This is a genomic window from Pelovirga sp., assembly GCF_059864205.1.
In genome coordinates this window covers 17,788-32,010 of sequence record NZ_JCBCBS010000193.1, presented here as the reverse complement: position 1 = coordinate 32,010, position 14,223 = coordinate 17,788, and the positions used below count along the sequence as shown (strand labels likewise).

General features: G+C 53.9%; 6 protein-coding genes. All 6 read left to right on the top strand.

What is annotated here, in order from left to right:
* The coding region (locus AC6F7T_RS12070) for an efflux RND transporter permease subunit (protein WP_500719189.1) at positions 1-1,617 on the top strand (1,617 nt) is incomplete at its 5' end.
* Between the two features lie 491 nt (positions 1,618-2,108).
* Positions 2,109-3,140 (top strand): diguanylate cyclase domain-containing protein, encoded by a 1,032-nt coding sequence (locus tag AC6F7T_RS12065; protein ID WP_500719187.1) that lies wholly within the window; start codon positions 2,109-2,111, stop codon positions 3,138-3,140.
* A 713-nt stretch (positions 3,141-3,853) separates the two neighbouring features.
* Positions 3,854-4,765, top strand: coding sequence for a transporter (locus AC6F7T_RS12060; protein WP_500719185.1), 912 nt, complete (start codon positions 3,854-3,856; stop codon positions 4,763-4,765).
* Between the two features lie 386 nt (positions 4,766-5,151).
* Positions 5,152-6,006 (top strand): 4-hydroxy-3-methylbut-2-enyl diphosphate reductase, encoded by an 855-nt coding sequence (ispH, locus tag AC6F7T_RS12055; RefSeq protein ID WP_500719184.1) that lies wholly within the window; start codon positions 5,152-5,154, stop codon positions 6,004-6,006.
* Between the two features lie 9 nt (positions 6,007-6,015).
* On the top strand, positions 6,016-7,626 hold the full coding sequence (locus AC6F7T_RS12050) for a PfaD family polyunsaturated fatty acid/polyketide biosynthesis protein (protein WP_500719182.1): 1,611 nt from the start codon (positions 6,016-6,018) through the stop codon (positions 7,624-7,626).
* Positions 7,623-14,222 (top strand): SDR family oxidoreductase, encoded by a 6,600-nt coding sequence (locus tag AC6F7T_RS12045; protein ID WP_500719180.1) that lies wholly within the window; start codon positions 7,623-7,625, stop codon positions 14,220-14,222. The genes AC6F7T_RS12050 and AC6F7T_RS12045 overlap by 4 nt, the downstream gene beginning before the upstream one ends.
* Position 14,223 lies beyond the last annotated feature (1 nt).

Genomic DNA, 14,223 nt, shown 5'->3' with positions numbered 1-14,223 from the left:
AAGCGTGGTTATCGCGCGACAGTGGAACCATTTCTCGGTGCGCGCCGTTGGCGCTGGGCCCTGCTCGGCGGCATTCTGATTCTGTTGGTCCTGTCCCTGGCGCTGCCCATGTTACGCCTGGTGCCCTTGAAGATGCTGCCGTTCGACAACAAGAACGAACTGCAACTGGTGCTGGATCTGCCGGAAGGCAGCACGCTGGATACGACCGATCGCATGGTCCGTGCTTTCGAAGACTATCTGCGCAACATCCCCGAAGTGACCAGCTTTGTCTCCTATGTCGGTCATCCTTCACCGATGGATTTCAATGGAATGGTTCGCCATTACTATCTGCGTGAGCAACCCCATCTGGCCGATATTCGCATTAATCTGGTCGGAAAGAACGAACGGCACATGCAAAGCCATGCTCTAGGCCTGCGCCTGCGGAGCGATCTGGAAGATCTGGCCCAACGCTATGGCGCGACGTTACAGCTTGTCGAGACACCGCCCGGTCCACCGGTGCTGGCGACGGTGGTTGCCGAAGTCTATGGTGCTCCAAGCCTTGATTACCAGGATATGATCAACGCAACCCACCAGGTAACCAGAGTGATGGCTGATGAACCCTTTGTCGTTGATCTGAACACCACCATTGAGTCACCACGCATGCGACTTGATTTCATCCCTGACAAAGAAAAAGCCGCCCTCCATGGCATCAGTACCGACGACATCACCCGAACCATCGCTCTGGCGGTCGCCGGAAGTCGTCCTGTCACCTTGCACCCTGATGGCGAACGGCAGCCTCTTTTCGTTAAAGTCATCCTGCCCCGGGAACAGCGCACCGGAGCACAAAGTCTTGGCAACTTGCACCTGATCAGCGCCGCTGGTCAGCCGGTGCCTCTGTCCGAATTGGGCCGCTTTGTTGAGCGGCCCGAAGCGCAGACCATCTACCACAAAAACCTGCGACCAGTGGTCTATGTAACGGCAGAAATGGCCGGCCAGGCTCCGGGTGAAGCGATTCTCGATATGCAAAAAACCCTGCGCCGTGAACCGCCACCTGACGGCATTGAGGTCCAGTGGGCCGGCGAAGGGGAATGGGAAATCACCATCCGCGTGTTTCGCGATCTGGGGCTGGCCTTTGGCGCCGCCATGATCGGGGTCTATATCCTGCTCGCTTTGCAGACCGGCTCTTTCTTGCTGCCACTGTTGATTCTGATGTCCATCCCCTTTACCGTGATCGGTATCATGCCCGGTTTCTGGCTGCTCAATCTGCTCATGGACCGGCCGGTTGGCGGCTTTGCCGACCCGGTGTTTTTCACCGCCACGGGGATGATCGGGATGATCGCGCTGGGTGGCATCGTCATCCGCAACGCGGTGGTGCTCATTGATTTTATCCACAGAGCTCTGGCGGACGGGATGCCCCTGCGCGAAGCCATCGTCGAATGTGGCGCAGTACGCCTGCGGCCCATCGTCCTGACCGCGCTGACCACCGCCCTTGGCGCCTGGCCGATCACCCTGGATCCGATTTTTTCCGGCCTGGCCTGGGCCTTGATTTTCGGCTTGTTTTCTTCGACGCTGTTTACCCTGATTGTGGTGCCCGTTGCTTTTTATGCAGTATATCAGCGGCACTATCGTGTTCAGTGAAGAGACGGTCGCAGATAGTACCGGTCAGTCTAAGGAACAACATCATTTGCCATCGGCTACCACAGCCGGAGGGATGGTGTTTGCGCACCACACGCCCTGCCGGTCGCATTAAAAAATCCGCCCGCAGGATAGTCTGCGGGCGGCTCGTGATTATCCAGCCAAATTGATACTTTTTGCCAAAGCATTATCTTTATCGCAATGCAGGGTTTGTAGTAGAGTAGCCATGGCTTCAAATATGATGGCGTCGTAAAACTCACCAACTGCTGCGCCAGTCTGAAAACAGTCGCCATTGTTTTACTGCTTCGACGTAGGTAAGTACTCTTCATTGTTCAACAATGGCGCTCCTTGCATGTGGCGCCTGGAGTTTAGCGGGCGACTCGCAGCCCGTTTTCCTCAGTGACGGTGACAGCCCGTCTCTGTGTAACCGTGAAAAGCTGATGACCACAAAAAGGCAAAATTGATTTTTTTGGTAAAGAACGGATTGAACTTGAATGCTTGAACCGTCAATCGGCACAAAATCCTTTGCCCGGTGTCAATTGTTAGTCGTTGAAGACCAACAAACCCAGCTTAAAAGCCTTGAGCAACTGCTGCATATCAATGGCTATACAAATGTGGTGCCGGCATCGGGCGGTGATGAAGCGATCAGCATACTACAGCACAGCACCCCTCAGTTGATCCTCCTTGACTTGCAGATGCCTGACACTAATGGACTGGATGTCATTGCGTTTCACCATCGAGCTGGTCTTGATTCTGAAATTATTGTCATCAGCGGTGAGACCAGCTTCCCCTGGGTCAAGGAAGCAATGCGGATGGGTGTTTTCGATTTTATTTGCAAGCCTTATAAACCCGAAGAACTTCTCACCACTATCGTAAAAGCGCTGGACCAATTTCAACAAAAGCAGAAGTTACAGCAAGAGCAGAAAAATATCAGTTACATGGCTTATCACGATCAGTTGACCAACCTGCCCAATCGTCAACTCTTTAATGATCGGGCCCATCAGGTTCTGGTCCATGCGCAGCGAAATGAACGAAAGTTTGCTCTATTGTTTATGGATATGGACGGCTTTAAAACGATCAATGACAGACACGGACATCTGATCGGTGATCGCGTCCTGCAACTGATGGCGACAAGAATTCTGGGATGTTTGCGTGCTGAGGACACCCTGAGCCGTTATGGAGGTGACGAGTTTGCTCTGCTTTTGCCCGATGTGGCTGATCAGCACGGCGTCACTACCGTCGCTGAAAAAATCCTCAGCGAAATACGCACGCCTTTCCATATCAACGGGTACGAACTACATGTCCGACTCAGCATTGGCGTTGCCATCTATCCGTCAGCCGGAACAGACCTGGACGTCCTGCTCCATAATGCCGACATCGCCATGTATCATGTTAAAACGCACCGCAAAAACAACTACTGTTTCTACTCTGATGATATGTCTCACAACCACAAGAACACGGAAGCCACGCGGGAGCCATTGTTTATCAGCTTAAATCACACTGGATTCCCGCTTTCGCGGGAATGACGATTTGAGTTCAACTTTTGACTGTTTTGTCGCCGCAGCATACTCTGTAGCGGCAGAAGGCCAAAAGGTCATCTGCCGTTGCTGATTGTGGACGCAGAACCCTGTCCCCCCCTGATCATTGCTGTCATAATTAAATCAATCCTGTCCCACACTGCCGACAGAAATTTCGTTGAGCCAACGAAAGTGATTTTCATCCCCCGGGCCTGATTAAGCATCTAGTATCCCGTTTGGTTAGTCCGTTTAGATCACTCTGAGGGATTGTGGTTGTCGGCACGGCGCGTCGGCATAGGCCTGGTGTGCGCTAAATTGAAAAGATGTAACACCACCATCGGCCAAAAGGGTCAGAGTGAATAGGTGAATCTGGTTATCTATTTGAATCCAGTAAATCAGAAAACAGGATATGGATTCTGCGACTACGCTTCGTTCGGCGCAGAATGACACCCGTTTTTTTCCATCAACGTCCTTCGGTGTCATCCTGCGCGAAGTCGCAGGATGCAGATTATTAGCAAGTCGCATCGGGCGCGATCTTCTAACTGTTATAGCTGGAGCGAAGTGGATAACCAAATAAGTGAAATTAATCAATCGGGGTACTTGAAAGACGCCACTTTTTTCACTGACAAATATTTTACGCACATGTTAATTTGCGCTCTATCGTTTCTCTGACGTAATGGTACCTTCGTGTGCTCTTTATTCCTTTTGACCGGGAGTTGCCGATGAAAAAATTTCTTGTTGCGGTTAGTGTGCTGGCCTTTGTCGCCGTTGTCCTGCCGGCCAGTTGTTGGAGCTATGGCCAACCATCAGTGAATCTCGGGTTTACCAGTTTTGTCGATGGTGGTCCCCCGGCCGGCCCCGGGGTTTACTTCCAGCAATACATCCAGTATTACACCACGGATAAATTCGTCGATGGTCCGCCAGCTGCTGAGATGGATGTCTGGGTCAGCCTGACGCAATTGCTCTATCAATCCAGCCAGGAGCTGCTGTTAGGAGGTAAATGGGGGATTAACGCCATGCTGCCGTTGGTGAATTACGACCTGAAAGGTGGCTCCGGATTATCTGCCGACAGCGGCATCGGTGATCTGCTTGTCGGTCCCTACCTGCAGTGGGACCCGATCATGGGGGCCAACGGCCCACTATTCATGCAGCGCATCGAACTGCAGCTGATCTTCCCGACGGGCGAGTATGACGACAAAATCGCTATTAACGCCGGTAGCAATCATTTTTCTTTTAACCCCTACTGGGCGGCAACCGCGTTCCTGACTCCACAGTGGACAGCCTCATGGCGGTTACACTACCTGTGGAACGACAAAAATGATGATCCCAATGTCCCGGGGGAGAACGATTTCCAGGCCGGTCAGGCAGTGCATGCTAACTTCTCTACAGCCTACGAAATCATCCCCCGGCAGCTGCGCCTTGGGATCAACGGCTACTGGTTCAGACAGATCACCGACAGCAAAATTAACGGCAATGACATCCCCGGACGCGAAAAAGTTCTTGCCGTCGGCCCTGGTCTGGTCTGGCATGTTAACCAGAAACAGCATCTGTTCATCAACGCCTATAAGGAATCAGGCGTCAAGCAGCGCACCAAAGGCGAACGACTGACACTGCGCTACGTGCACCACTTCTAATCCATTCCTCCATGCTGCCCGCCGATGCACGCAAAAAGGCCATCGGCGGAGCGCAGTGGATAACCCAAAAAAACTATAAAACAGGGGTATGCAGTGGTGGAGAGTGTTTCCGTCTGACATCTTGCTTCTGTTCAAAGCGCGGCTTGAAATCCCATTTTTTCGTTTTCATACCAACCAGAAGGCCCAACGGAAAGACGCAGCCATGTTTTTTTATTCTCCATTTCCTGTCAATATCATGTAAAAAAGCGAGCTATCCCTTGCCATCCAGCAACTTTTGATGGGATAATTCACGATTTGTTATCGCACTAATCTGTCGATTATTGTCACGAACAGATGGAAGCTGAAAGCTCTCGCGTGCAGGGCATGGACAGGAGTCATTGAAGCATATGAATGTCGTACGGGCAAGAAGTGCCGGCTTCTGTATGGGTGTGAGTCTGGCGTTAAGAAAGCTCGATGAGATGATTGAAAAAGAGGGAGCGGCCAGTGGTAACATTTATATCCTCGGGTCGATTATTCACAACCCGCAGGTGGTTGAAGAGTATTCTGCTAAAGGGGTGATTACTGCCGAGTCTCCCGACGATATTCCACCCGGGTCAACGGTGATTATTCGTGCTCACGGTATCCCCAAGCGCATTCAAAAGTTCCTTGTCGAGCGTGGTATCCACGTTGTTGATGCAACTTGTCCGAAAGTCAAGGATGCCTGTCTGCTGATTGAGCAGCATACGGCGGAAGATCGTATCCTCCTGCTCTACGGGGAACAAACCCACCCTGAGGTGAAATGTCTGTTGAGTTATGCTGCGTCTGATTCTTTTGTTTTTGACAATCTGGAACAGTGTCAGGCGCAGCTTCTTGATGCCGGCAAAAAATACTGTCTGGCTGCTCAGACGACCCAGGATAAGGGGATTTTTGATGAAATAAGTGCCAATCTGGCGGCGCGCCCGGATCTTGATCTGACGATACTGCATACCATCTGTGATGCGACAAAAAAGCGTCAGGGTGAAGCAATTCGCATTGCCGAACAAGTCGACTTTATGATTGTTGCCGGTGGCTTTGAAAGCAGTAATACACGGCGCCTGGCCCAGGTGGTCGAATCCCATGGAACAAAAGCGTTGCATGTGGAGGTAGCGTCACAACTCCCTTTAGATGAGTTGCGAAGCTATCAAAGCATCGGCCTGACGGCCGGAGCTTCAACGCCAAAAAAAATTGTTGATGATATTCAGTCGTTGCTGGAATCCTTGTAGGAGTTCTTTGTGAGATCCACTCTTTTACCCTGCGGCAGTTACAGTGCCACGCCTGCGTACCATGCAGCCGCTGACGTATCAAGCCTGTTACGCCATATTGCCCAGCCTTTGTGGCTCGTTAAATCAGAAGACCGTTTGAATCTTGTTGGACAGTTGGCCGGCACCGGCATAAAGCCGGAAGATATCCGCGGCATGGTACCAGCGTTGAAACTTGAATGCTTCGGCAGTGGCTCTTTTTGTGGCGACCATGGCTTGACATACGCCTATGTCGGCGGCTCTATGGCCAAGGGGATCAGTTCTATTGCCATGGTTAAGGCCTTCGGTGAGGCCGGCATGCTCGGTTTTTTCGGCTCAGCCGGGCTTTCTTTTGAGCTGGTAGAGGCGGCAATTGACGATCTTCAGCAGCATCGGCCGGTTATTCCATTCGGTGTCAACCTGATCCACAGTCCGACCGAACCGGAACTGGAAAAAGCCCTGGTCGAGTTGTATCTGCGCCGTGGCGTTCAGCTGATTGAGGCGTCGGCTTTTTTAGGTTTGACCTTGCCGCTGGTGCGTTACCGCACCCATGGCATTCATCGCGATGATCACGGGAACATTGTTGTCCCCAACCGCATCATCGCCAAGGTGTCGCGCGAAGAGGTGGCGGCGCGTTTTTTTGCGCCACCGCCGGACAAGTTGCTGAAACAGCTGGTGGCTTCTGGTGATTTGACGGCAGAACAGGCGCAGCTTGCCGGGCATATTCCCATGGCTCAGGACGTCACGGCGGAGGCCGACTCCGGTGGTCATACCGATAACCGTCCGGCCCTGTCCTTGTTTCCAACCCTGCTTGCCCAGAAAGACCTGATGCAACAGCACTATGGATATCACCAGCCTTTACGTCTCGGCCTGGGCGGCGGGATAGCAACACCGGCGGCAGCGGCGGCAGCTTTCGCCATGGGTGCCGATTATCTCGTTACCGGCACAGTTAACCAGGCCTGCGTTGAGTCCGGCACCTGTGACGTGGTTCGGCAGATGCTGGCAGAAACCAGGCAGGCAGATATTACCATGGCTCCTTCCGGGGATATGTTCGAGATGGGGGTCAAGGTTCAGGTGGTCAAACGTGGTACCATGTTCGCTATCCGTGCCCACAAGCTTTACGAGCTCTACCTCGGCTATGAGAGCATCGATGCCTTGCCGCCGGCAGAACGGGAAAAGATCGAGCAGACCTTTTTCAAGATACCGCTGGAAAATGTCTGGGAACAGACAAAGAACTATTTTCAGGTCCGTGATCCACGTCAGGTTGAAAAAGCCTTGAACGATCCGAAGTACAAGATGGCGCTGGTATTTCGCTGGTATTTAGGGCAAACACCGGTGTGGGCCAACCAGGGTGTCAGCGATCGTAAAATTGATTATCAGATCTGGTGTGGTCCGGCGATGGGGGCCTTTAACGAATGGGTGAAGGGGAGTTTTTTAGAGCCACCCGCTGCCCGCAAGGTGGTTGAGGTTGCCTATAATATTCTTTTCGGTGCTGCGGTGTTGCAGCGCGCACATTTACTTAAACAGCAGTGGGATACCGACGGTGTCGATTCAGGGATCGACGCGCCATTGCCGGTTGAGCAGATCAAGGAGTTACTCTGTTGAAAACCGATCAGCAAACGACAGATTCGACAATGACACCGCTGGCGATTGTCGGCATTGGCAGCATATTTCCTGATGCCGAGAATTCTCAGCAGTTCTGGACTAACATCAAGACCGGCGTTGACAGTATCCGCGAAGTGCCGGAAAGCCATTGGCGCCCTGATGATTATTTTGCTGCCGACCCGAAAACCGCCGACATGGTGTACGCCAAGCTGGGCGGTTTTTTATCACCCGTCAGTTTTAATCCGATGGATTTCGGGATTCTGCCGAACGCCCTGGAGGCGATTGATACCTCGCAGCTCCTCGGCTTGCTGGCGGTTGAACAGGCTCTCAATGATGCCGGTTATGGCGGCGTCAGGGAATATAACCGCGACCGCGTCAGTGTTATTCTCGGGGTGACCGGAACCCTCGAACTGGTTGTGCCCCTCAGCGCCCGGTTGGGGCATCCGCGCTGGAAGCAGGCGCTGGCAGAAGCCGGGGTGGACGACGAGACGGCCGCTGATGTGATGGCCCGGATCTCTGACTCCTATGTGCCCTGGCAGGAAAATTCCTTTCCCGGGCTGCTCGGTAATGTGGTTGCCGGGCGGATCAGCAAACATTTCAACTTTGGCGGTACCAATTGTGTCGTTGACGCTGCTTGCGGCAGTTCTCTAGGGGCTCTGAATCTAGCTGCGTTGGAACTCGCCGCCGGGCGGTCCGATATGGTGATCACCGGTGGGGTTGATACCTTTAATGATGTCTTCATGTACACCTGTTTCAGCAAAACACCGGCTCTGTCGCCATCCGGACACGCAAAGCCTTATTCTGATGATGCCGACGGCACAACCCTGGGTGAAGGCCTGGGGATTATTGTCCTTAAACGTCTGGCGGATGCCGAGCTTGATGGTGACCATATCTATGCGGTTATCAAGGGGATCGGTGCTTCCAGTGACGGTCGCGGCTCTGCCATCTACGAGCCGAGTGCCCAGGGACAAATCAAAGCGCTGCAGCGTGCCTATGAACAAGCCCGGGTGACACCTGACACCATCGAGCTGGTCGAAGGTCATGGTACCGGTACCAGGGTAGGTGATGCGATTGAGGTCAATGCCCTGCGCCAGGTCTATGGCACAGCGCAACAACCCTGGTGCGCCCTGGGTTCAATCAAATCCCAGATTGGTCACACCAAAGCTGCTGCCGGTGCTGCCGGCCTGATCAAGGCGGCACTGGCCCTTTATCACAAGGTGTTGCCGCCGACCATCAAGGTGCAACAACCGGCACCGGTGTTGCTTGAAAAGGATTCCCCCTTTTACGTCAATACCGAATGTCGTCCCTGGTTCCCGGCAGGAAATCACCCGCGTCGCGCCGCAGTGAGTGCCTTAGGCTTTGGCGGCAGTAATTTTCACTGTCTGCTGGAAGAATACAGGGAAGAAAAAAATGAGGTTGATTGGACCGGAGATGTACAGATCCTGCCATTTTCTGCTGCCGATCAGGCGACGTTGAAAAATCAGTTGCAGGCGCTTCCCCGTGATCTGCCGTGGCAACAACTGCGTCTGCTGGCAGCGCAACAGCGCCGTGATTTCGACAGTCAGGCCGCCTGTCGATTGGTGCTGGTGGTTTTGCGTAACATGATGACTGAAAAGGCGGACATCGGCACGCGTCTTGATGCTGCATTGGCATTGCTGGATCAGCGTGCTGATGGTTGGGGCGAAACAGCGGATGGCATCTATTGCTCAAACCAGGTTCCCGCCACGGATGTCGCTTTTCTGTTTCCCGGGCAGGGGGCGCAGTATCCAGGCATGCTTAAAAACCTGGCGTTGCAATTTCCGGAATTTCAACAAACCATCAGTGAAGCCGATGAGGTTTTTGCCGAAAGTGCCCAGGTTGCGCGCCGGATCCTGACCGATCTCATCTATCCGCGCCCCTTTAGCACGCCGCAGCAACCAGAAGCAGCAATTAGCGCCTTGCGTGTTACCGAGGTTGCCCAGCCGGCGCTGGGTGCCGTCAGCCATGCCGGCGCTGCAGTGCTGAAACGCTTTGGTCTGGTGCCGAGCGCGGCTGCCGGGCATAGTTATGGTGAATTAGTAGCTTTGTGCAGTGCCGGCGTTTTTAGTGCTGCCGATCTGCAGCGTTTGTCGCGGCTGCGCGGCGAGTTGATGGCGGCCGGCGGTTCCGAGCTCGGCACCATGCTCGCGGTGTCAGCCCCTTTGGCTACGATCAACGATTTCATCAAAAGTGAAAGCCTTGATCTGGTGCTGGCCAACCGCAACACCCCGGATCAAGGGGTGTTATCCGGCCCACGCGCTGAAATCGAGCGCGCCCGCACGTTACTGGGTGCGCGAGGTATTTCCTCCACCCCGTTGAATGTTGCGGCGGCTTTTCACAGCCCCCTGGTAGCAGCAGCGGCCCAGCCTTTTGCCCGGGCGCTGGAAACAACTGCCCTGAGGGATCCAGAATTTCCGGTCTATGCGAACACCAGCGGAGATCGATATCCGCAGACAGCTGGCGAAATCAGATCCCTTCTTGCTCAGCAATTGGCCAGTCCCGTTGACTTCGTCAAAGAAATCGAATCCATGTATCGTGATGGGTTACGTATCTTTGTCGAGGTGGGCCCGGGTGCCCGTTTGAGCGGCATGGTCAGAACCATCCTCAAAGGGCAGGAAATACAAACGGTTGCCCTCGATTCTTCCAATGGTAAACGTTGTGCCGTGATCGACCTGGCACGTCTGCTGGCGAAACTTGCTGCCCTTGGGGTGAAGATCGATTTGGCTTGTTGGGATGAGGGTGTACTTGAGCGGGCCGCGCAGGAGCCGGTCAGGAAAAAAGGCTTAACGGTAACTCTGACCGGTGCCAACTATTTTAACAAACCACAACCGCGTCCGCCGCGCCAGCAAAAGACAGCAAGTGGCAGCCTTATTCAGGCATCTTGGCCACAAGGACAACAGAGGGAAATTTCCATGCCCGAGCAAAGTAAACAACCAGCAGCAGCGGCTACTCACAGTAAAGTCTCAGGCAGCACGGATACCGGATTGTCAACAGCGCTGCAGCTGACCCAGCAGAATATTGAAGCCTTGCAGTCGATTGCGCAACAGACGGCCAAGCTGCACCAGCAGTTTCTCGAGGGCCAACAAGCCGCAACACGCTCCTTCATGCAGCTGGTTGACCAGCAACGGCAACTGATCGGTGGAGCCCCGGTAACCTTTTCTGCGAAGCTGACCAGTGAACAGGCCGCCAACCCTCAAGTGACACAACAATCAATGCCGCAAAGGGTGGAGAACCAACCAGTTGTTGTTCCTCAGGCCGTTCAGCAATCGGTTGTATCCGCACCAACTGTACAACCCGTCTCCCTTGCCGCGGTGACTGCTGAGACTCCGGTTGCCGGCGACGCCATAAATCACATTACATCGACGTTGCTTGAAGTGATCGCCGAGAAAACCGGCTATCCGGTGGAGATGCTGGAACTGGGCATGTCGCTGGATGCTGATTTGGGCATCGATTCGATCAAGCGCGTGGAGATCCTCTCGGCATTGCAGGAGCGCTTACCGGAGTTGCCGGCGGTCAAACCGGAAGACTTAGGGGTATTGCAGACCCTGGCACAGATCGTCGCGCATCTGCAGCAAGGATCAGGAAATGCATCGACCAGTGCAACTATGAACTCGGCACCGGTGTCCGCGAGTGGTGATACGGGTCAGGTGGCGACAGTACTGCTCGAGGTGATCGCCGAAAAAACCGGCTATCCGGTGGAAATGCTGGAACTGGGGATGTCACTGGATGCTGATTTGGGCATCGATTCGATCAAGCGCGTGGAGATTCTCTCGGCCCTGCAGGAACGCCTGCCGGAGTTGCCGGCGGTCAAGCCGGAAGATCTGGGAGTTTTGCAGACCCTGGGGCAGATCGTTGAGCATCTACAACAGGGAACGGCAGACGGTGTAAAGACTGCCGCCGCTTCAGTAACAACAGGCGTGGATGGCGCTCAGGTAACCACAGCAATACTCGAGGTAATCGCTGAGAAAACCGGTTATCCGGTGGAGATGCTGGAACTGGAAATGTCGCTTGATGCCGATCTGGGCATTGATTCGATCAAGCGCGTGGAGATTCTTTCGGCCCTGCAGGAACGCCTGCCGGAGTTGCCGGCAGTTAAACCCGAGCATCTGGGCACCTTGCAGACTATCGATCAGATTGTTGATTTTCTTACCAGTGTTTCCGGTTCGGAAAAGCCGGCTGCTGATGTTCCCGCCCAGGTACCTGAACCGGTACCGACCATCAAGCGCCAGGAGGTGCGGTTGGTCAGCCTGCCTAAGAAAAGAGAGCTTAAAAGCTTTTCTTTTGGTGCCGGGGCCCAGGTGTGGATAACCGATGACGGGTCACAACTGATTGATGCCCTGACTTCAGCCTTGACCCGGCATAACCTGATTGCACGCAAGGTCAAGCTCGCTGAGTTGAGTTCCTTGAGCGCACCCGAAAACCTCTGTGGTTTGCTCATTGTTGCGCCTCTCAAAGGCAGCGATGATCGCTTTATGGCCGATAGTTTTCAGTTGCTGCAGTTGGCCGCGCCGCACTTGAGAGAACAGGGTCGGGGCAGGGGAGCATTTTTTGCCACCATCTCACGTCTTAACGGCTGCTTTGGTCTGCCCGCCCGATCCGGCATTGCTGATGCGCTTTCCGGTGGTTTGGCTGGTTTGAGCAAAACTGCGGCACTGGAATGGCCTGATGTTCACTGTAAGGCACTGGATCTGGGGATGGGGATGGAGGTGGTCCCGGCAGCAACGACCCTGGTCGAAGAGATCTTTAGCGTTTCTCCTCTTGAGATTGGTGTGTCTTCGACCGGTTTAACAACGCTGGAACTGGTGACTGTGGATGTGCCGGCTGATACCCGGGAGTTGGCGCTGGAAGAAGGGGATCTTGTTGTTGTCAGTGGCGGCGCCCGTGGCGTCACAGCCGCCGTTTCCGTTGCTCTGGCACGCAAATATCGTCCTACCCTGGCATTGCTGGGACGCAGCCCGCTGCCCGCAGACGAGCCACCCTGGCTGAAGAACCTTGATACCGAGGCAGAGATTAAAAAAGCATTGCTTGCCCACAGCGCCACCAGCCTTGCGCCGAAAGAATTACAGCAGCACTGTGATCAAGTCCTGGCCGGACGTGAGATCCGCAGAACCCTAGACGACATTCTAAAGGCAGGTGCCACACCCCTTTATTTGCCGGTTGATTTACGCGACGAGTCAGCGGTAGCCTCCACCATCGCTAACCTGCAGGAACAGTACGGCGTGGTGAAAGGGGTAATCCATGGTGCCGGAGTGCTGGCTGACAAGTTAATCGTTGACAAAAGCCGTGAACAGTTCCAGCTGGTGTTTGACACCAAGGTCAAAGGCTGTCGCCATCTGCTGAAATCCTTTGACGCTAAAAATCTGGCATTTCTGGTCATGTTTTCTTCATCAACCGCGCGTTTTGGGCGCATTGGCCAGGCTGACTATGCTGTTGCCAATGAAGTCTTGAATAAGATGGCCCAGCAATTTGCCCAGTCGCATGCGCAGGCCAGGGTGCTGTCCCTGAACTGGGGTCCCTGGGATGGTGGCATGGTGACGGCGGCACTGAAAAAAATATTTGCGCGTGAAGGGATCGATGTTATCGATCTGCAGACCGGTGCGGCGTATCTGCTCAAGGAACTGACCGTACCGGAGAAAACTGTTGAGCTGGTGATTGCCGGCGGTCACGATCAGGGTTTCGCAGATATAGATATTGAACCACCACAAAACCTCTACGTTTCCAGGGCTTTTGACCTTGATCTGAATATTGATCAGTTTCCCGTGCTCAATTCCCACGTGATTGACGGCAAAGCCGTCGTGCCCGTGGCCTTGATGATTGAATGGCTGGCCCATGCCGCCGCCCATAATAACCCAGGCCTGAAATTTCAGGGTTTGAATGATCTCAGGGTGCTTAAAGGGATACTGCTTGAAGCAGGACAGACCTACAACCTGCAAGCAATGACCGGCAAGGCGATCAAGAGTGACGGCTTGCATGTGGTACCGGTGGAGCTTTCAGGTATTGACCGGCAAGGGCACTTGGTTGCCCATGCCCGCGCCCGGGTCGTTCTTGCCGCTGGCTATGGTGCAGCTCGCCAGCCCCGTTCCATGTTGGATTTAGCAGCCTATCCCCACGCGTCAACCAGCCTTTATCAAGATCAGAAACTTTTTCATGGCAAGGCCTTTCAGGGATTACGCAACATTCTTGGTTGTTCTGCACAGGGGATTAATGCCTTGGTAAACCCGGCACCGCAACCACAGGAATGGATCGAGCAACCCTTGCGCAACAGTTGGTTTGCCGATCCACTGGCACTGGACAGCAGTTTCCAGATGCTGATCCTGTGGAGTTTTGAACAGTACCAGGCCGGTTCTTTGCCGGTTTTTGCCGGCCGTTACCGCCAATATCAGGAACGTTTTCCCGATGCAGGGGTTGAAGTGCGGGCGCGGATTATCAGCACCAGTCAACATCGCGCAACCGCGGATATCGATTTTGTTGATCTGGATGATGGTCATTTGGTTGCCCGTCTGGAAAATTATGAATGTGTGATTGATGCTTCCCTTAATGCCACTTTTCAGCGCAATAAACTAACTGGAGTTGCCTGAT